This window comes from Brevundimonas sp. LM2 (genome assembly GCF_002002865.1).
GTDB lineage: Bacteria > Pseudomonadota > Alphaproteobacteria > Caulobacterales > Caulobacteraceae > Brevundimonas.
Window position 1 is genome coordinate 2,360,799 of record NZ_CP019508.1, and the last position, 19,311, is coordinate 2,380,109.

19 protein-coding genes are annotated in these 19,311 nt (G+C 68.2%); 10 read left to right on the forward strand and 9 right to left on the reverse strand.

All coding sequences use genetic code 11. The features are described from left to right. Window positions 1–131 precede the first annotated feature (131 nt). Complete coding sequence (locus BZG35_RS11680) at window positions 132–512, forward strand: hypothetical protein (RefSeq protein WP_077355804.1); 381 nt, start codon at window positions 132–134, stop codon at window positions 510–512. 162 nt (window positions 513–674) lie between these two features. After that, complete coding sequence (locus tag BZG35_RS11685) at window positions 675–2,162, forward strand: replicative DNA helicase (RefSeq protein WP_077355805.1); 1,488 nt, start codon at window positions 675–677, stop codon at window positions 2,160–2,162. A gap of 201 nt (window positions 2,163–2,363) precedes the next feature. Here BZG35_RS11685 and dksA read toward each other — a convergent pair whose 3' ends face one another. Continuing rightward, the gene (gene dksA / locus BZG35_RS11690) at window positions 2,364–2,798 is read right to left on the reverse strand and encodes an RNA polymerase-binding protein DksA (protein WP_077355806.1); all 435 of its coding nucleotides are present in this window, start codon (window positions 2,796–2,798) and stop codon (window positions 2,364–2,366) included. Window positions 2,799–2,978: 180 nt separating this feature from the next. Then, on the reverse strand, window positions 2,979–3,404 hold the full coding sequence (locus BZG35_RS11695; RefSeq protein ID WP_077355807.1) for a flagellar assembly protein FliX: 426 nt from the start codon (window positions 3,402–3,404) through the stop codon (window positions 2,979–2,981). Window positions 3,405–3,587: 183 nt separating this feature from the next. Between BZG35_RS11695 and BZG35_RS11700 the strand changes: the two genes are divergently transcribed. The 5 genes from BZG35_RS11700 (at window position 3,588) to uvrA (ending at window position 10,234) form a co-directional block, all read left to right on the forward strand. Beyond that, a complete protein-coding gene (locus BZG35_RS11700; protein ID WP_077355808.1) occupies window positions 3,588–4,694 on the forward strand; it encodes a flagellar basal body P-ring protein FlgI in 1,107 nt (368 codons plus the stop codon). Beyond that, on the forward strand, window positions 4,694–5,008 hold the full coding sequence (locus BZG35_RS11705) for a rod-binding protein (protein ID WP_077355809.1): 315 nt from the start codon (window positions 4,694–4,696) through the stop codon (window positions 5,006–5,008). The genes BZG35_RS11700 and BZG35_RS11705 overlap by 1 nt, the downstream gene beginning before the upstream one ends. Continuing rightward, window positions 5,005–5,445, forward strand: coding sequence for a flagellar basal-body protein FlbY (locus BZG35_RS11710; RefSeq protein ID WP_077355810.1), 441 nt, complete (start codon window positions 5,005–5,007; stop codon window positions 5,443–5,445). The genes BZG35_RS11705 and BZG35_RS11710 overlap by 4 nt, the downstream gene beginning before the upstream one ends. Before the next feature lie 107 nt (window positions 5,446–5,552). Beyond that, entirely contained in the window at window positions 5,553–7,148 is a 1,596-nt protein-coding gene (locus BZG35_RS11715) for an EAL domain-containing protein (RefSeq protein ID WP_077355811.1), read from the forward strand. 146 nt (window positions 7,149–7,294) lie between these two features. Continuing rightward, window positions 7,295–10,234 (forward strand): excinuclease ABC subunit UvrA, encoded by a 2,940-nt coding sequence (gene uvrA, locus BZG35_RS11720; RefSeq protein ID WP_077355812.1) that lies wholly within the window; start codon window positions 7,295–7,297, stop codon window positions 10,232–10,234. Between the two features lie 22 nt (window positions 10,235–10,256). On the opposite strand, the gene BZG35_RS11725 is transcribed toward uvrA, so the two are convergent. From BZG35_RS11725 to BZG35_RS11735, 3 genes are all read right to left on the reverse strand, one after another. Next, window positions 10,257–11,180 carry a CPBP family intramembrane glutamic endopeptidase gene (locus BZG35_RS11725; RefSeq protein WP_077355813.1) on the reverse strand — a complete coding sequence of 308 codons (924 nt, stop codon included), beginning with the start codon at window positions 11,178–11,180 and terminating at the stop codon, window positions 10,257–10,259. 80 nt (window positions 11,181–11,260) lie between these two features. Beyond that, complete coding sequence (locus BZG35_RS11730; RefSeq protein ID WP_150126016.1) at window positions 11,261–12,034, reverse strand: hypothetical protein; 774 nt, start codon at window positions 12,032–12,034, stop codon at window positions 11,261–11,263. Window positions 12,035–12,170: 136 nt separating this feature from the next. After that, window positions 12,171–12,974: a hypothetical protein gene (locus tag BZG35_RS11735; RefSeq protein ID WP_077355815.1), complete on the reverse strand. Its 804-nt coding sequence runs from the start codon at window positions 12,972–12,974 to the stop codon at window positions 12,171–12,173. Window positions 12,975–13,071: 97 nt separating this feature from the next. On the opposite strand from BZG35_RS11735, the gene trmFO reads away from it, so the two are divergent. The 3 genes from trmFO to BZG35_RS11750 all read left to right on the forward strand — a co-directional run bounded on the left by trmFO (window position 13,072) and on the right by BZG35_RS11750 (window position 15,320). Continuing rightward, entirely contained in the window at window positions 13,072–14,481 is a 1,410-nt protein-coding gene (gene trmFO, locus BZG35_RS11740) for a methylenetetrahydrofolate--tRNA-(uracil(54)-C(5))-methyltransferase (FADH(2)-oxidizing) TrmFO (RefSeq protein ID WP_077355816.1), read from the forward strand. After that, window positions 14,481–14,681, forward strand: a complete 201-nt coding sequence (locus BZG35_RS11745; RefSeq protein WP_077355817.1) for a hypothetical protein — start codon at window positions 14,481–14,483, stop codon at window positions 14,679–14,681. The genes trmFO and BZG35_RS11745 overlap by 1 nt, the downstream gene beginning before the upstream one ends. 69 nt (window positions 14,682–14,750) lie before the next feature. Continuing rightward, the gene (locus BZG35_RS11750; protein WP_077355818.1) at window positions 14,751–15,320 is read left to right on the forward strand and encodes a DUF1353 domain-containing protein; all 570 of its coding nucleotides are present in this window, start codon (window positions 14,751–14,753) and stop codon (window positions 15,318–15,320) included. Window positions 15,321–15,332: 12 nt separating this feature from the next. On the opposite strand, the gene BZG35_RS11755 is transcribed toward BZG35_RS11750, so the two are convergent. The 4 genes from BZG35_RS11755 to secD all read right to left on the reverse strand — a co-directional run bounded on the left by BZG35_RS11755 (window position 15,333) and on the right by secD (window position 19,298). After that, a complete protein-coding gene (locus tag BZG35_RS11755; protein WP_077355819.1) occupies window positions 15,333–15,965 on the reverse strand; it encodes a squalene/phytoene synthase family protein in 633 nt (210 codons plus the stop codon). Window positions 15,966–15,972: 7 nt separating this feature from the next. Then, entirely contained in the window at window positions 15,973–16,590 is a 618-nt protein-coding gene (locus BZG35_RS11760) for a hypothetical protein (RefSeq protein WP_077355820.1), read from the reverse strand. 144 nt (window positions 16,591–16,734) lie between these two features. Next, a complete protein-coding gene (gene secF / locus BZG35_RS11765; protein WP_077355821.1) occupies window positions 16,735–17,697 on the reverse strand; it encodes a protein translocase subunit SecF in 963 nt (320 codons plus the stop codon). After that, a complete protein-coding gene (gene secD / locus BZG35_RS11770; protein WP_077355822.1) occupies window positions 17,694–19,298 on the reverse strand; it encodes a protein translocase subunit SecD in 1,605 nt (534 codons plus the stop codon). Before secD ends, secF begins: the two co-directional genes overlap by 4 nt. Window positions 19,299–19,311 lie beyond the last annotated feature (13 nt).

A 19,311-nucleotide genomic window follows, 5' to 3' on the forward strand; every position in this document is an offset into this window, starting at 1 on the left:
CCATGGGCGCTGAAGACGAACAGGGCGCGTGCGCCGCGCCTCTGCGATGCAGGGGCACCGTTCATCCATTGTTCAGCCAAGCTTGGGCCTGATCCGATTGCTAGGGTGCGCGGTGGCCTCGGAGAACTTGGATGAAGAAACTCGCATCGACCCTGGTCGCCATGGGCATTCTGGTCACGGCCAGCCCCCTCGCCGCTCAAGCGCCCCGCACCCTCGACGGCTTCGTCGCCGAGGCCAACCGCATCCCCCTCAATGCGTCGGCGGCGTTCCGCCCCAGCGCACACCGCCTCAAGGGCGAGGTCGAGCGCGCGTTCCGTGCCGTTCGCGGCGATATCGACTCCGCCCGCGCCGCCGGACGAACGCCCCCGGCCTGCCCGCCCGAACGGATCAGCCTCAGTCCTGAGCAGTTGCTGGGCTTCCTCAACGCCATCCCGCAGGAGCGCCGTCAGCGGATGTCCGTACCCGACGGCATCCGCGCCTGGCTGGCCAGCCGCTATCCCTGCCCCGCCTGAGCCGATCGGGACGGACACTCTGTCTTCGAGCCTGGCTGAAGCGTAGCCCGAACTGATCCGTCTAGGGATTTTCCAGCGGTCCACAGGTGGTCCAATTCGATCCCCGGCGACGGGCGCATCCAGGCATGTTGCGCAGCGCTGCCACGCGTATGCGTTAAGACGATGAACGCCTTCACGCCCTTCGCCGACTCCGTCGCCCTGCCGTCTCTGCCGCACAACCTCGAGGCCGAGCAGGCCTTGCTGGGCGCGCTGATGTTCGACAACGCGATCTTCGAACGCCTGTCGGACCGGCTGCGCGGCTCGCATTTCTACGAGCCCTTCCATCAGCGGCTGTACGACGCGATCGAGGACCATATCCGCCAGGGCATGTTGGCCGAACCCACCATCCTGATGGAGCGGTTCAAACAGGATCCGGCCTTCGCCGAGTTCGGCGGCCTGCGCTATCTGGCCGACCTGATGGACCGGGCCCCGCCGGGAGCCAATGCGCCCGACTATGCCCGCGTGGTCTACGACCTGGCCCTGCGCCGCGATCTGATCCGCATCGGCGGTGAGATCATCAAGGACGCCCCGGACCCCGAAACGCCCGCGATCGAACAGATCGAACAGGCCGAGCTGACCCTGTATTCCCTGGCCGAGACCGGGGCCCCCTCCTCCGGCTTCGTCAGCTTCTCGACCGCCCTGGCCGGGGCCGTGCAGATGGCCGGCGAGGCCTATCAGCGCGACGGCAAGCTGGCGGGTCTGGCGACCCATCTGGACGACCTCGACCAGAAGCTGGGCGGCCTCTACCCCTCCGACCTGCTGATCCTCGCCGGCCGCCCCTCGATGGGCAAGACGGCCCTGGCCACCAACATCGCCTTCAACGTGGCCCGCAACTATCGCTGGGAGCCGACGCCGGACGGCCGCAAGACGGTCAGCGGCGGGGTCGTGGCCTTCTTCTCGCTGGAAATGAGCGCCGAACAGCTGGCCATGCGGATCCTGGCCGATGCGTCGGGCGTGTCGTCCGACCGGCTGAGGAAGGGCGAGATCGATGCCTCGGACTTCGGCAAGGTGCGCGACTCCGCCATCGAGATCGGCGAGAGCCCGCTCTACATCGACGCCACCGGCGGCCTAGCCATTTCAAAGCTCGCCGCCCGCGCGCGCCGGCTGAAGCGGATGGAACAGGGCCTGGACCTGATCATCGTCGACTACCTGCAGCTGATCACCGTCGGCGAGGGCAACGGCAACAAGAACCGGGTGCAGGAGGTGTCGGAGATCACCGGCGGCCTCAAGGCCCTGGCCAAGGAGCTGAACGTGCCGATCATCGCCCTGTCGCAGCTGTCGCGTCAGGTCGAGAACCGCGAGGACAAGCGGCCCCAGCTCTCCGACCTGCGCGAGTCCGGCTCGATCGAGCAGGACGCCGACTGCGTGATGTTCGTCTATCGCGAGAGCTACTACCTGGGCCGCACCGAACCGCGCGAGGGCACGGAAGAGCATCTGAAATGGCAGGAGGACATGGACATCCTGCAGCACCAGGCCGAGGTCGTGATCGGAAAGCAGCGCCACGGCCCGATCGGCATCGTCAAGCTCAGCTTCGACGCCGACACGACCCGCTTCGGCAACCTGGCCCGGGATGGCCGCTACGGCTCCAGCTTCGCGGATATTCCGGAGTAGTGCGGAACCTTCCCTCTCCCCTTGCGGGAGAGGGAGATCGCGGACGGCGGCGGAGCCGGCGTCCTTGCGCGATCGGGTGAGGGGTGACTCACCCTGCCGGGGTTCAGACGGAGTCGCTCATCTGCGGCACCGAGAGTCACCCCTCATCCGACTTCGCTTCGCTCAGCCACCTTCTCCCGCAAGGGGAGAAGGAAACCGTACTCAATCGTCCCTATGCACCCGCTCGCGGCGCTCGTGGCGTTCCTGGGCCTCGACCGACAGGGTCGCGGTGGGCCGGGCCTCGAGGCGGCCCAGGCCGATCGGCTCGCCGGTGTCCTCGCAATAGCCATAGGATCCGTCCTCGATCCGACGGATGGCGTCTTCGATCTTGGAGATCAGCTTGCGCTGTCGGTCCCGGGTCCGGAGCTCCAGCGCCCGATCCGATTCGGACGAGGCGCGATCCACCAGGTCGGGGTGGTTCTCCGTCTCGGCCTTCAGATTGACGACCGTGCCCTTGGACTCGCGCAGGATGTCATCCCGCCAGGCCATCAGCTTGTGTTTGAAATAGGCGAGCTGCCGTTCATTCATGAACGGCTCATCGTCCGACGGCCGGTAGCCGGTCGGCTCGTCCGATGGAACAGAGGCCAATGCGGTCATCGCACTCACGCTCACAACAACGCCCCCCATGGCGCAAGACGGCCTATAGGCAGGGGCGAGAGTCGCGGCAACACCCATCGCGCGTCCGTGATCGCCGTAAAGCTCGCATCGCGTGTCGAGCGTGACAATTCTTCCTCACCCGACCGCCTAAAACGCGAATTCGGGCGGATTTTCCGGGGTTTATGCTGCAGTGCGGCGGACTTCGGCCTTGGCCAGCTCCACCGCCGCCCGCAGATCGATCTGCTGCAGGAGTCCGGTCAGGGTCTCGTCGGGATCGTCCGGACGCTCTTCGCGCAGGCCGCGCGCCATTCGTTCCAGCGCGCCCTCGCCGGCCTCTCCGGACAACAGGGCCAGCTTCAGCTCGTCCAGTCGGTCGAGCAGACCGGCGCCACGGCGTACGGCCCGCCGCCGCCGCTCGGTCGCGGTCTCGACGCCTTGCAGGGCCATCAAGGCCGAAACGTCGCTGACGCTGGAGGTCGATGAGACGGCCTGATTGGAGGCCGTGGACGGTGCCGCCTCGCCCTTCGAGACGGAAAAGCCGCCGCTGTCCCGGGCGACGCGCTGCCCGACGATGGGGCTGGAGCCCGAGGGGCCGTTGACCTTCATGACTGGGGACTCCGACGCATGAGCGACCTTCGTCAGAGGAGCGTCACCGTTTAGTTAACGGCGCGGCAGGATTTGCCGGGAGGCCGGCCGTCACGACCGAGCCCGCACTGTAATCCTTGAACATTTCCTTCGGCATGATCTTCGCATCGAGACCTCCGAATACGACCGCCGAAAGACCGATCGATGCAGAAGTTGCTGACCGCCCTCCTCGCCCCGGTGGCCCTGGCCGTCGCCGTCGCCGGTCCGGCCGCGGCGCAGTCGCGGATCAAGGACATCGCCTCGATCGAGGGCGTGCGCACCAACCAGCTGGTCGGTTATGGCCTGGTCGTCGGTCTGGCCGGCACCGGCGACTCCCTGCGCAACTGCCCCTTTACCCGCCAGTCGCTGGAAGGGATGACCGAGCGTCTGGGCGTCAATATCCGCGGCGCCAACGCCAACTCCAAGAACCTGGCCGCCATCATGGTGACGGCCGACCTGCCCCCCTTCGCCACGCCGGGCGCGCGGGTCGATGTCTCCGTGTCCAGCCTGTGCGACGCCAAGAGCCTGCTGGGCGGCACGCTGCTGGTCACCAGCCTGCAGGGCGCGGACGGCAACGTCTATGCGGTGGCCCAGGGCTCGGTCCAGACGGGGGCCGTCTCCGGCTCCGGCGGGTCGGGGTCGTCGGTCACGCGCGGCGTGCCGACCGCCGGCCGCATCGCCTCGGGCGCGACGGTGGAGCGCGAGACCGGCTTCAATCTCGACAGCCTGCCGGAAGTGCGGCTGACGCTGCGCAATCCGGACTTCACCACGGCACAACGCGTCGCGGCCGCAATCAATGCCAGCTTTCCCTCCACCGCCCTGGCCGAGAACGGCTCGGTCGTCGCCCTGCGCGCCCCGACCCAGCTGGGCATGGCGGCCTTCATCAGCCGGGTCGAGAACATGCCCGTCGCCGTCGACACCCCTGCCCGCGTGATCATCGACGAGGTCAACGGCGTCATCGTCATGGGCGAGAACGTCCGCATCTCCACCGTCGCGATCGCCCAGGGCAATCTGACCATCTCGGTGCAGGAAAGCCCGGTGGTAAGCCAGCCCAACCCCTTCGCCCAGGGCCAGACCGTGGTGGTTCCCCAGAGCGACGTGACCGTCGAGGAAGAGCTGGGCCGCGAGATCCGGCTGGTCAACGGGGCGACGTCGCTATCGACCCTGGTCGCCGGCCTGAACGCCCTCGGCGTCTCGCCGCGCGACATGATCTCCATTCTCCAGGCCATCAAGGCGGCGGGCGCGCTGCAGGCCGAAATCGAGGTGCTGTGATGAGCGACCTGACCGTTTCCGCCGATCTGCTGGCCCCCGCCCCCACGGCCCCCGGGGCCAATGCCGCCCGCATGCGGGAGACGGCCGAGGCGTTCGAGGCCTCCTTCCTGGCCCAGATGATCAAGCCGATGTTCGAGGGCCTTTCGACCGACGGCCCGTTCGGCGGCGGAGAGGCCGAGGGGACCTGGCGCAGCTTCATGATCGACGCCATGGCCAAGCAGACGGTCAAGGCCGGCGGCATCGGCCTGGCCGACACCGTCGTCGCCGAGATGGTCCGCATGCAGGCCGAGCAGTCGGTCGGAGCCGGCGCATGACCTATGACACCGTCACCGCCTCCGCCCACCTGCACCGCCTGACCGCGCTGACGGTCCGTCTGACCGGTCGCCTGGAAGCCGAGACCCAGGCCTTCGCGGCGCACCGGCCGCAGGACGTGGCCGCCGGCCTCGCCGAGACGCAGGATCTGGCCAATCTGTATCGCCGTGAATCGACTCAGTTGAAGATGAACCCCGGCCTGCTGTCGGCGGCCCCGCCCAGCGACCGCATGGGCCTGATCAAGGCCACCGAGGCCTTCGAGGCGGTGCTGGCGGTCCATGCCCGCACCGTCGAGGCGGCGCGCACCATCTCCGAAGGCCTGGTGCGCACCATTGCCCAGGAGGTCGCCGGCGCACGGGCGATGGGCACGGGCTATGGGGCCTCCGGTCGGGCGGCGGCCGGCGACGGCCGCGCCGTCACGCTGAACCGCAAGGCCTGATCGGTGCCGCGCCTCCGCCGGCTCGAGGGGCTTGGGATCGGGACATCACAGCGTCGTTAACGATACGTCTGAGGCGAAGCTTAAGAGCTAAGGCCTAGGGTCGGATCATGACGTCCCACAAGCGCCTGCTGGGTTTTGCCTTCGCCGCGTCCGACCTGCTGGTCGAGCTGACGCCGCGCGGGACCGTGGTCTTCGCCCTGGGCTCGGGCCCTGTGTCGGAGCTTCCCGTCGAGAGCCTCGTCGGCACATCGCTGTTCGCCGGGGTGGGCAAGGCCAGCGCCAAGGCGATCGAGTCGGTGGTGACCGGCATGACGCCGGGATCCCGCTCGCCGGCGATCGAGGTCCTCTTCGCGGCCGGCACAGGACGCGTCCGGCGCGCCTCGGTCCGGCTGTTCGCCCTCCCCGATCTGGCCCCCAACCTTTCCGCGTCGGTCAATTGGGAAGGCCCTGCCTACCGCCTGCACGATCCCGAAGCCCGCGCGGCGCTGAGCCCGGCGGCCTTCCTGGATCGCGCCAGGAATGTCCTGACCGCCCCGGGAGCGCCCGATGGCCTGGCCGTCGCCTTCGTCGACATCCTCGGCCTCCAGGCCGCCGAGGCGCTGGGTGAAGCCGGTGAGCGGCTGAACGCGCGCGTTCAGGCCGCGCTTCAGGCCGCCTCGATAGAGGGCAACAGCACCGGCCAGCTGGGCACCGAACGGTTCGCCATGCTGCGCGACCGATCCATCAACAACGACCTGGCCGGCGAGGTCCGCGAGCTCGGCCTGAGCGAGGGTCTGGAACTGGGCGTCCGCTCGTCCGAGGTCGATATCGAGCTGGGCGGCGGGTCCCGCAACACCCTGCGGGCGCTGCGTTTCGCGATCGAGACCTGTCTGAAGGACGGCGGCCTCGAGCGGCCCGAACTGACCTTCTCGGCCGCCCTGTCGCGCACCATCCGGAATGCCGACGCCTTCCGCGTCATGGTCCGGGAGCGCGGCTTCGACCTGCACTACCAGCCGATCGTCGATCTGAAGACCAAGGCCGTCCACCATTTCGAGGCCCTGGCCCGCTTCCGGGGCACCAACGGGCCGACCGACACGATCCGCATGGCCGAGGAACTGGCCCTGATCGACAGTTTCGACATCGCCGTGGCGGAAAAGGCCCTGGGCCACCTGCGCCGCAAGGGATCCGGCCTGCTGAAGTTCGCCATCAACGTGTCCGGCAGCTCGCTCGCGGACGATCGCTATGTGCAATCGGTCCTGCAGATGACGGCCGCCCGCCCCGAGGAGCGCCGCCGCCTGATCGTCGAGGTCACCGAATCGGCCGCCCTGGCCGACGTCGACGCCGCCAACCGCCGATTGGGCGTCCTGCGAGCGGCTGGGATCAAGGTCTGTATCGACGATTTCGGCGCGGGATCCGCGAGCTACGACTACCTGCGCGGCCTGTCGGTCGATGCGGTCAAGATCGACGGCCGGTTCATGAAGCGGCTGGAGACCGACCCGCGCGCCCGCACCATGATCGGTCATCTGGTCGAGCTTTGCGCCTCCCTCAAACTGGGGACGATCGCCGAGATGATCGAGACCCAGGCCACCGCCGACATTCTGCGCGATCTGGGCGTCGATTTCGGCCAGGGCTGGCTGTTCGGCAAGGCCGAGATCGAGCCGCGCACCCTGCCGGCCGCCAACGATCCCGCGCGTCGCCTCGGCGAAGTGGTGGGCTGGGGCTGACAGGGTCTGCCGCGGGCCTGCCGGAGTCCCCAGACTGACAGCAGCCTCAATGTTCCCACATTGTTCTTGCTGAATCATCGGGATCAATGCCCATATAGCGATGTTGCACCGGACACCTGTCCGGCCTTCCCGCGTTTCCGGAACACATGACCGAAAAGCACAACTTCATCCGCGTGCGCGGCGCGCGCGAGCACAACCTCAAGGGCGTGGACGTCGACATCCCGCGCGAGCAGCTGGTCGTCATGACCGGTCTGTCGGGGTCGGGTAAATCCTCGCTCGCCTTCGACACCATCTATGCCGAGGGCCAGCGGCGCTATGTCGAGAGCCTCAGCGCCTATGCCCGCCAGTTCCTGGAGCTGATGGGCAAGCCCGACGTCGACCTGATCGAGGGCCTGTCGCCGGCCATCTCCATCGAACAGAAGACGACGTCCAAGAACCCGCGTTCCACCGTCGGCACGGTGACCGAGATCAACGACTATATGCGCCTGCTCTGGGCGAGGGTGGGCGTCCCCTATTCCCCGGCGACCGGCCTGCCGATCGAAAGCCAGACCGTCTCCCAGATGGTCGACAAGCTCATCGCCCTGCCGGACGGCGAGCGCCTGCTGCTGCTGGCGCCCGTCATTCGCGGCCGGAAAGGCGAGTACAAGAAGGAGATCGCCGAGTGGCAGCGCTCGGGCTTCCAGCGGCTCAAGATCGACGGCGAGTTCTACGCCATCGAGGACGCGCCGACGCTGGACAAGAAGTTCAAGCACGACATCGACATCGTCGTGGACCGGATCGTCACCAAAGGGGGTCTGGAGGCCCGCTATGCCGACTCCATCCAGACGGCCCTGAACCTGGCCGACGGCATCGCCGTGGCGGAATGGGCAACGGCCGCCGAGGGCGAGGAGCCGCGCCGGCTGCTGTTCTCCGAGAAATTCGCCTGCCCGGTCTCGGGCTTCACGATCAGCGAGATCGAGCCCCGGCTGTTCAGCTTCAACAATCCCTTCGGGGCATGCCCGACCTGCGACGGCCTGGGCCTGAAGCTGACGTTCGACGCCGATCTGGTCATCCCCGACCGGGACAAGACCCTGCACAAGGGGGCCGTCGCCCCTTGGTCGCGGGGCCCCTCGCCCCTCTACACCCAGACGCTGCAGGCCCTGGCCCAGCACTACGGCTTCTCGATGGACAAGCCGTGGCGCGAGCTGCCGGACCTGGCCCGCAAGGTCATCCTGCAGGGCACCGGCAGCGAGAAGATCAAGTTCGTCTATGACGACAACGCCCGCAAATACGAGGTCTCCAAGCCGTTCGAGGGGGTCATCCCCAACCTCGACCGCCGCTGGCGCGAGACCGACAGCGCCTGGGTCCGCGAGGAGCTGGGCCGGTTCCAGTCCGAGACCCCATGCGAGGCGTGCGGCGGCAAGCGGCTTAAGCCCGAGGCCCTGGCCGTCAAGATCGACGGGGCCGACATCGCCGAGATCAGCTGGCTGTCGATCTCCAAGGCCTATCTGTGGTTCACCACCCTGTCCGACCGCCTGACCGACAAACAGCTGGAGATCGGCCGCCGCATCCTGAAGGAGATCACCGACCGTCTGCGGTTCCTGAACAACGTCGGGCTGGACTATCTCAGCCTGTCCCGGTCGTCGGGCACCCTGTCGGGCGGCGAGAGCCAGCGGATCCGCCTGGCCTCCCAAATCGGCTCGGGCCTGACTGGCGTGCTGTACGTATTGGACGAGCCGTCGATCGGCCTGCACCAGCGCGACAACACCCGCCTGCTGGAAAGCCTGCGCGGGCTGCGCGACCTCGGCAACTCGGTCCTCGTCGTCGAGCATGACGAGGAGGCGATCATGACCGCGGACTACGTCATCGACATGGGCCCGGCCGCCGGCGTCCACGGCGGCCAGATCTGCGCCGAGGGCACCCCGGCCGAGGTCATGGCCAATCCCAAGTCCCTGACCGGGAAGTACCTGACCGGCGAGCGCGAGATCGAGCTGCCGCCCGAGGGCCGCCGCCCGATCAACCGCAAGAAGACGCTGAAGATCAGCGGAGCCACCGGCAACAATCTGAAGAACGTCACCGGCGAGATCCCCGTCGGCCTGTTCACCTGCGTCACCGGCGTGTCGGGCGGCGGCAAGTCGACCTTCACGATCGAGACCCTGTACAAGGCCGCCGCGCGCCGCCTGCACAATGCCTCCGACGCCCCCGCCGCCCTCGACCGGATCGAGGGGCTGGAGCATTTCGACAAGGTCATCGACATCGACCAGTCGCCGATCGGCCGCACGCCGCGTTCGAACCCGGCCACCTATACCGGAGCCTTCGGACCGATCCGCGACTGGTACGCCGGCCTGCCCGAGTCCAAGGCCCGCGGCTACGGCCCCGGCCGGTTCAGCTTCAACGTCAAGGGCGGCCGCTGCGAGGCCTGTCAGGGCGACGGCCTGATCAAGATCGAGATGCATTTCCTGCCGGACGTCTACGTCACCTGCGACGTCTGCAAGGGCAGGCGCTACAACCGGGAGACGCTGGAAATCGTCTTCAAGGGCAAGAGCATATCCGACGTTCTGGATATGACGGTCGAGGAGGCCGGGCATTTCTTCAAGGCCGTGCCGCCGATCCGCGACAAGATGCTGACCCTGACCCGCGTCGGTCTGGACTACGTCAAGGTCGGCCAGTCGGCGACGACCCTGTCGGGCGGCGAGGCCCAGCGGGTGAAGCTGTCCAAGGAGCTGTCGAAGCGGGCTACAGGCAAGACCCTCTACATCCTCGACGAGCCGACCACCGGCCTGCATTTTGAGGACACGCGCAAGCTGCTGGAGGTGCTTCAGGAGCTGGTCGAGGCGGGCAACACCATCGTGGTGATCGAGCACAATCTGGATGTGATCAAGGTCGCCGACTACCTGCTGGACTTCGGGCCCGAGGGCGGCGACGGCGGCGGGGAGATCGTCGCCGTGGGCACGCCGGAACAGGTCGCGGCCAATGACGCCAGCTGGACCGGCCGCTACCTGAAGGAGGTGCTCGACCGGCACGAGACCCGCCGCAAGGCACGGGTCGCGGTCCTGACCGCCGAAACGGTCAAGATCAAGCCGGAGCGCAAGAAGGCGCGCGCCTGATCCAGCCTCACTGATAGGCGGGTCAGGCCGGCGCCAGCCCGCCCTGGCGCGCGAACCCGCCGCGAACGATCAGCACGACCGCGCTGATCAACAGGACGGCCGTGACCACGACGCTGCCCTCCGGCCCGAACGCCCCGCCGGTCAGCCACCAGGCGCTGCCGTCGACGGCCTGCAGGTCGACGATCGACGGCGTGACATTGACCACCTCGCCCGAGACCTCGAGCCCGAAACCGGTGCCCAGCAGCCAGTTCCAGGCCGCGTGCCAGCCGCAGACGCCCCAGATCGAGCCCTCGCGCGCCGCGTAGAGGCCGATGAACAGCCCGAACAGGGCGATGTTGACCAGGGCCAGAGCCAGCTCCGGCGACGGCGCGATATTGCCGCCGTGGGCCAGGCCGAACAGCAGGCTGGACACCGTCAGGGCGATCACCAGGCCGTGGCGTGAGGCGATGATGCCCATCAGCCAGCCCCGGAAGACGATCTCCTCCGTCGAGCCCTGGACGATGAAGCCGAACAGCAGAACCACCAGCGGGGTCAGCACCGCCGCCGACAGGCCGGTCTGGAAGATGCCGGCGGACTCGACCTGATAGGCCCCGGTCGCCCAGATGATGCAGACCACGCCCGCCAGATAGGCCAGGCCGATGCCGAAGCCGCGACCGAAACGTCGCCCGGCATCGCCGTTCAGGCCGATATTCGCCAGCCGCCGCCGTTCGAACAGCACGACCCAGGCCAGGGTCAGGACCGCGCTCAGACCGAAGGCCACGAACAGGATATAGGCCAGGGTCGGCCAGTGGTTCTGATCCGGCGGCAGGAACTGCGTCAGCTGCATCGGCAGGAAGGCGGCGAGCTGGCCCACGACGACGAAGACCAGCGCCAGAATCACGGCCGCGACCGACCACGTCCGGCGCTGGTGGCTGGGCGCCGCCGCATAGAGTTCCCGTCCCGGCATCACACCATCCCCTGTTGCAGACCCCTCCTAAGGGCGGACGCGGCTATGGCCAAGTTAAGGCTTCGACAGATTGGCCGGGCTCAGCGCCCGGTCGCGATATCCCGCGCCGCCGCGGCGAAGGGCGCCCACAGCAGGACGGAAACGAGCGTCATTCCCAGCGGCACCAGCGCCAGAATGACGATCACCGAGAGCAGACCGCCTGCGGCCGCCCCGGCCCCGCTCGCGGCAGCCGCATTGACCACCAGCATCAGCGGCCAGGCTACGACCACCAGCAGCAGGACGACCAGCGCCGCCATAATGATGGTCACGACCATCATGCCGAGCAGCGGCCAGAAATGCTTGCCGGTCAGCGCCCAGCCCGCCGCGAAGCTGATCCTGTGCTGACGGAAGGTCTCCGGCGCGATCAGCGACAGCCGCACGCTCACCCAGATGGTGAGGAGCGACGCGATCAGGCCGATGAGGCTGCCCAGGAGCCCGCCTGCCGCGCGCGTGACGGCGGTGCTGAGCAGATCGCCGCCGGCGTTCAGCGCGAGCGAAAGAAGGCCCAGGACAAAGGTCACGACAAGGATCCGCAGCTCGTCTCGGCCCAGCTGCAGTCCACCGAACCAACCCGCATCGGGCTGCAGAACGGCACGATACACGGCCGGGGCCAGGACCGACTGAACGAGCAGCCCGATCGGAAAGGCCGCGAACATGGCCGTCGCGATCGCCGTGGACGCCTGCGGTGACAGGGCGCTGGCATTGCCCTGGGCGGATTGGATCTCGCCAGCATAGGGCATGATGATCGGGATCATCACCAATCCGATCGCCACCAGTCCGACCAGCCAGACCAGCGACCACAGCAGCAGCCGCAAGGGCCGGGCCTTTGTGACGCGAAAGCCCTCGAACGCGGCCTCGGTTGCCGAAAACGTCATCGCATCTATCCCGTCGGGCCTCGAACAAAGCGCCTTCTAGCGCAACGCCGCCCCCGGCGTCAGCCTTGGCGACGCTTCATTTCAGCGGCACGTCCGGAGACCAGTATTCGAGCCGACGGTAGGCCGCCCCGAGGAAGCCCAGAGTCAGCGGCAGCTGCAGGCCGATCAGAACGATCCAGGTCACGATCGTCCCGGTCGCGCCGGCCAGCGCGGCCATCGCCCCCGCCAGGCCCAGGCCGATCGCGGGCAGGCCCGTCACGATCAATCCGCCCAGGATCTGCCAGAAACTGCCGTAGGCGATGCCCATGCTGTTCAGCGACACCATCTGCCGCCGGCCCAGGGTGGCGGGCACGAACAGCGACAGCCGGACCGCCAGCAACAGGGGGATCATCACAGCCCCGACCGCGACGATGGCCAGGATACCGAGTTTCCAGGGGGCCCCGACGGCGGACCAGTCCCGCGCCTGGATGGCGGCCACGTCCAGCTCCGCCACACCGAAGATGGCCAGGACCACCAGGGCCAGCAGGGCGACGATCATGGTCAGGAAGATCAGGCTCAGCAGGGCGGCCCCGACCAGGCGCAGCTCCGGCCAGCCGATCTGGAAGCCGGACGGCCCCAGTCCCAGGGCGCGGGCCTCCGCGGTGTCCGACGTGGTGGCCAGGCGCGCCAGGGCACCGGTCGCCATCAGCAGCAGGATGCCCGCAACCCCTGCGGCCCAGGGCGCGGACCACGCACCGAGCAGCAGCGGCGACGCCCCGATGATGACCGCCAGGGTCAGCACGCCGCCCGCCCCGATCCACAGACGCGGCATCGCCGCCGCGGTCGCGGCCAGGGCCACGCGCAGGTTCAATCGACGGCCGTGAACATCCTTGTGGCTCATCAAGCCCCCCCGCTGAGCATTCATCCTCTATAGCCCGCGACGACGACGCCCGACAGACGCCTGCTGACGAAGCGGCCGGGCGTGGCTAAGAAGCCGCATGACCACGCTTTCTTCGACCCTGTCTCCCCCCTTGGCGCCCATCCACGTCGTCGGCGGCGGCCTCGCCGGATCCGAAGCCGCCTGGCAGATCGCCCAGGCGGGTGTGCCCGTCGTGATCCACGAGATGAGGGGCGTGCCGGGCGTCAAGACGGACGCCCACCAGACCGACGGCCTGGCCGAGCTGGTCTGCTCCAACTCCTTCCGCTCCGACGACTGGGAGCACAATGCCGTCGGCCTGCTGCATGCCGAGATGCGCGCCCTGGACTCGCTGATCATGGCCTGCGGCGACGTCAACCAGGTGCCGGCGGGCGGGGCCCTGGCCGTGGACCGGGAGGCCTTTTCCCGCACCGTGACCGAGCGCCTGCACGCCCACCCCCTGGTCACCGTGGTGCGCGAGGAGATCGCCGGCCTGCCGCCCGAGGCCTGGGACAGCGTGATCGTGGCCTCGGGCCCCCTGACCTCCCCCGCCCTGGCCGACGCCATCCTGTCGCTGACCGGCGAGGAAAGCCTGTCGTTCTTCGACGCCATCGCCCCCATCGTCCACGCCGACAGCATCGATTTCGACATCGCCTGGCGTCAGTCGCGCTACGACAAGGAGGGCCCGGGCGGCGACGCCGCCGCCTACGTCAACTGCCCGATGGACAAGCCCCAGTACGAGGCCTTCATCGACGCCCTGCTGTCCGGGCCCAAGGCGGAGTTCAAGGACTGGGAACACGTCCCCTATTTCGACGGCTGCCTGCCGATCGAGGTCATGGCCGAACGCGGGCGCGAGACCCTGCGCCACGGGCCGATGAAGCCCGTCGGCCTGACCAATCCACGCGATCCGCTGGTCAAGGCCCACGCCATCGTCCAGCTGCGCCAGGACAACGCCCTGGGGACGCTTTTCAACATGGTGGGCTTCCAGACCAAGCTGAAGCACGGGGCCCAGGCCGAGGTGCTGCGCATGATCCCGGGCCTGCAGAACGCCCAGTTCGCCCGCCTGGGCGGCCTGCACCGCAACACCTATCTGAACAGCCCCCAGCTGCTCGACCGCCAGCTGCGGCTCCGCGCCATGCCGCGCCTGCGCTTCGCGGGCCAGGTCACGGGCGTCGAGGGCTATGTCGAGAGCGCCGCCACCGGCCTGCTGGTCGGTCGTCTGGCCGCCGCCGAACGGCTGGGCCAGACCCTGGACGCGCCCGCCGCCCACACCGCCATCGGGGCCCTGGTCGAACACATCACCGGCGGCCATCTGGCGGGATCGAAGTTCCAGCCGATGAACATCAACTATGGACTCCTGCCCCCACTGGAGGCACCGAAGATCGACGAGGCCGGGGTCAAGATCCCGCTGAAGGAGCGCGGCCGGGCCAAGAAGCGGTTGATGAGCATTCGGGCGTTGAACGACCTGAAAGCCTGGCGGGACGCGGCCTGATGGCGGACGACAGCGAATTGGAACGCTTGAGGGCGCGGCGCGGCACCACCCTGTTTCGGCTGGACCTGATCGCCAAGGGCGCCCGGCTGACCTACGAGAACGGCACGCCGATCGACATGGCCTCGGAGAAGGACCGTCTGACCGCCGTCGTCGCCGACCTCGACCGGCGGTTCGAACGGCTTGAGCGTACGCTGCACTGACGGACGTCTGGGTCGAGGCCGCGTTCGACCGACTTGTCCGATGGCTCCGACGCCTGCAGTATCGGCGTTATGCCCTTTCACGCGATCTCAACCGGTGCAGCCAAAGGCCGATGGGCGACGGAGGCCAACCGGGCGATCCGCGTCGAGGAACCGCTGGTCTGTGCCGTCAATCATGACCGCGCGCGGGAGCGGCACGGACGCACGACCGTGGTGGTGCTGCGGCCGTTTGCCTACACCCGGCCAGACGGGTCGCGAACGGTGCGGGTGCCGCCCACCTATCTGACCGACTTCGCCTCGATCCCAAGCCTCGCGCGCTGGATCATTCCCCCGTTCGGGCGGCACGCCATCGCGGCCGTCCTGCACGACTGGCTCTACACGATCGGCCAGCCCGGCCGCCGGGGCGAGGCCGACGACATCTTCCGCGAGGCGCTGCAGGAACTGGGGGTCGGCCAACCCCGTCGCTCGGTCATGCACGCAGCCGTGCGGGCGGGTGGCGGCGGCGCTTACGGCCGCGCCGGCGCCGATTGGAACGCCGCCTTCATGGACTGGCGCACGGGCGGCACGACCACCCCGGCGCCGGCGCGCGAGGCCTTCTTCGACGACGCCTGGCCCACCGGCGTCCCGACCGTCGATCTGTAACCGCGACCTAAGCTAGATTCGGCCTCGCAGCACCGCCCAGGTCAGTCGCAGCCGCCGGGGCCCCTCGGCCGTATCCGCGCGCCTCAAGGCCGCCGGTGCGACGGCGGGAAAGGCCTCGGCCGGCAGGGACCGCAGCCCACGGTTGGCCTCGGCACGGGCTTCGGCGTCCACGCTTTGTCCGGTCTGCACCTGACCCCAGACCCGGGCCGCCGCGACGACGGCGGCGACGTCGGCGGTCTTCGACAGAAGCCGCACCGCTGTCTGCATCGGCCCGACGTAGAAGGCGTCCAGGTCGTGCGGCTCGCCGTGGACGCGGCCGATATGGGCTTCGATCAGGGCCTCGAACGGCGCGCGGTCCAGGGCATGGCGGGTGACCAGATCGGTCAGGGCCTCCAGCACCGGATGGCCCTTCCGCGCCATGCCGGCCCAGACCCCGTCCAGCTGCTCGCGCCACCAGGCATAGCGCATCTCGGCCAGCAGCGGCTGGGTCACGCGTGTGGGAATGGCCATCAGCTCGGCCTCGAAGGCGTAGAGGACGATCAGGTCTGCGCGCGCCTGAAGATCGCCGACGAAGCGGCTGGACAGCCAGCGATCGGGATCGGCGGCGCGGACCTGGGCATCCAGACTGTCGGCCGCGCCGTCCACCGGGATGTCAGCCGAACAGGGTCTGATACATGGCCATGGAGGTCAGCATCGGCAGGCTGAGCAGCAGGTTGGTCCGGCTGGCCAGCATGGCCACGCGCGCGGCCTTGGCCTTCTTCGCGTCGTCGACCACGACGATGCCCAGGGCCCGCTTCTGGTTCGGCCAGATCAGGCCCCAGACGTTCAGGAACATCAGGATGGCCAGCCAGACGCCGACCCCCATCAGCGTGTAGCCCTGATCGCCCTCGACCAGACCCTGGGCGAAGCCGAAGCTCAGCACCTCGGCCGAATAGGCATGGCCCTTCAGGCCCATGACGGCCAGGCCGGCGATCACGGTCAGCAGGGCCGACCAGCGGAACCAGAACAGGGCCTCCGGCGCGATATGCTTCGTCACGGCGGGTTTCAGCTCGGCCGGGATGCCGGGCATCACGCGGATCTGGACGAAGTTGAAATAGTAGAGGAGGCCGATCCACAGAATGCCGAACCCGACATGGGCCCAGCGCGCCACCGCCTGGCCGAAGGTCAGGGCATCGACGTCGGAGACCCGCGCGAAGGCGAAGATCATCACCCCCGCCAAGACCAGGCTGAGCAGCAGCGTGGTCCTGAAGTTCGAAAGCAGACTGGCCATGGTGTTCCCCCGGGTCGCGTGGAGCGGACGCTTAGCGGCAATCGGCAGCGAGGAGAAGGTGGCTGGTGGCTGGTGGCTGGTGGCTAGTGGCTGGTGGATCTGCTCGACACCAGTCACCAGCCACCAGCCACCAGCCACCGCTTCCTAAGGCCGGCTGGCCATGCCCAGCTTGACCGGCTTGGCGTCGTCGGCGAGCTCGCCGCGCTTGACGCCCCACAGGAGGATGATCGGCGCGCCGACGTAGATCGACGAATAGGTGCCGACGATGATGCCGAACATCAGGGCGATGGAGAAGCCGAACAGCGCCTCGCCGCCAAAGATCGCCAAAGCCGCCAGCACCATGACGGCGGTGACGCCCGTGATGATCGTCCGCGACAGGGTCTCGTTCAGCGACAGGTCGATCACCTCGCGCAGCGGCATGGTCTTGTACTTGCGTAGGTTCTCGCGGAGGCGGTCGAACACCACGACGGTGTCGTTCATCGAATAGCCGATCACGGTCAGGATGGCGGCGACCATGTTCAGGCTGAACTCCAGCTTGAACAGCACGATCAGCCCGAAGGTCAGGATCACGTCGTGCAGCAGGCCGGCGATGGCTCCGAAACCGAACTGAGGCTCGAAGCGGAACCAGATATAGGCGAACATCAGCAGGACCGCGACGCCCAGGGCCAGAAGACCCGAGGTGAACAGCTCGCCCGAGACCTTGGACCCGACAACGCTGACACCCGAATAGGTGACCGGCCCGACGGCTTCGTTGATCGTGCTCTGGACGCGGTTGACCACCGCGGCCTGGGCCTGACCGTCCGGCACCTGGAAACGGACGATGGCGCTGGAGGCGTTGTCGATGCCCTGGACCCCGACGTCGCCCAGCCCCAGCTCGGCCACCGACTCGCGCACCGCGGCAATGTCGAGCGCTTCATTGTTGGGCTTGGTCAGCTCCATCACGGCCCCGCCGCGGAAGTCGATGCCCATGTTCAGGCCAGGGTAGAAACAGCCGATGATCGAGGCCGTGCACAGCACGATCGACAGGGCCGCCGCGACCCGCGCATAGCGGACGAAGTGGAAATTGGTCTTCTGCGGAAGAACCTTGATCAGAGGCCACCAGGTCATCGCACGCTCTCCGCGATCGGCAGGGTCTTGGGCCGTTTGATCTTCAGCCAGTAGGCCAGCAGCACCTGGGCCACCAGTACCGACGAGAACACCGAAGTGAACACCCCGATGGTCAGGGTCCAGGCGAAGCCGCGCACGGGTCCGGCCCCGAAGATGAACATGATCATGGCGGCCACCAGGGTCGTCAGGTTGGCGTCGATGATCGTGCCCATGGCTTTGTTAAAGCCGGCGTCCAGGCTGGCGATCACGGACCGCCCGGCCCGCGCCTCGTCGCGCATCCGCTCATAGATCAGCACGTTGGCGTCCACGGCCACGGCGAAGGTCAGCACCAGTCCGGCGATCCCCGGCAGGGTCAGGGTCGCCTGGGTCAGGGACATGGCGGCGATGATCAGCAGCCCGTTCAGAACCAGGCCGATGACGGAGATGCCTCCGAACAGGAAGCCGTAGGCCAGGATCATGAAGACGACGATGATGATGAAGCCGATGATGGTCGAGATCTTGCCGTTCTCGACCGCGTCGGCCCCCAGCTCGGCGGTGACGACGCGACGCTCCTCGACCGTCAGCGGCGCCGGCAGGGCTCCGCCGTTCAGCAGGTTCACCAGCTCGGAGGCCGAGGCGATGCTGTAGCTGCCGGTGATCTGGCCGGTGCCGCCCGTGATCGGGCTGATGATGGTCGGCGCGGAGATGACCTTGCCGTCCAGGACGATGGCGAAGGGCTTGCCGATGTTGGCGGCCGTGGCCTCGCCGAATCGCCGCGCGCCCTCGCCGTCGAAGCGGAAGTCGATGGCCGGCCGGCCGCTCTGGTCGGCCCCGACGCCCGCGCGGGTCAGGTTCTCGCCCGAGACCAGCACGCGCTTCTTGATCAGAAACGGCGTGACGCCGTCCTCGGCCAGCAGCAGTTCGGCGTCGGGGGGCACCCGACCCGCCACGGCGTCCTGAACCGAGTTCTCGCTGTCGACCATCTGGAAGGTCAGCTGGGCGGTCTGGCCGATGACGCGCTCCAGGGCCGCGGGATCGCTTTCGCCCGGGGCCTGCACCACGATCCGCTCGGCGCCCTGACGGGTGATCGAGGGTTCGCGCGTGCCCAGGCTGTCGATGCGGCGGCGGACCACCTCGATCGACTGGTCCACGGCCGTGGGGCCCATGGCGTCCAGCGTCTGCTGGGTGAAGGCCAGGCGGACGCGACCGTCCGGCAGGCGGGTCGCGACCCGCTCGGGCGCGCCGTTGGGCCCGGCGGCACCGACCAGGGTCCGCAGCGCCTCATAGGCGGCTTCCGAACGGGCCGGATCGGCCAGGGTGATGACCGCTCCGCCGGCTTCGCGCGTGATCTGATTGGTCGGAATAGCGGCCTCGCGCAGCGCCACCCGCACGTCCTCGATCAGATTGTCGACGCGCTTGGTGCGCATCGCCTCGACGTCGACTTCCAGCAGCAGGTACGACCCGCCCTGCAGGTCGAGGCCCAGGTTCAGCGCGTTCTTGGGCATGAAGCCGGGCAGCGCCGCGCGCTGGGCCGGGCTCAGCACATTCGGCAGGGCCAGCAGCACGCCGAAGAACAGGGCGACGGCAAGGACGATGACTTTCCAGCGGGACAGCTGAATCATGGACGCGATTTCC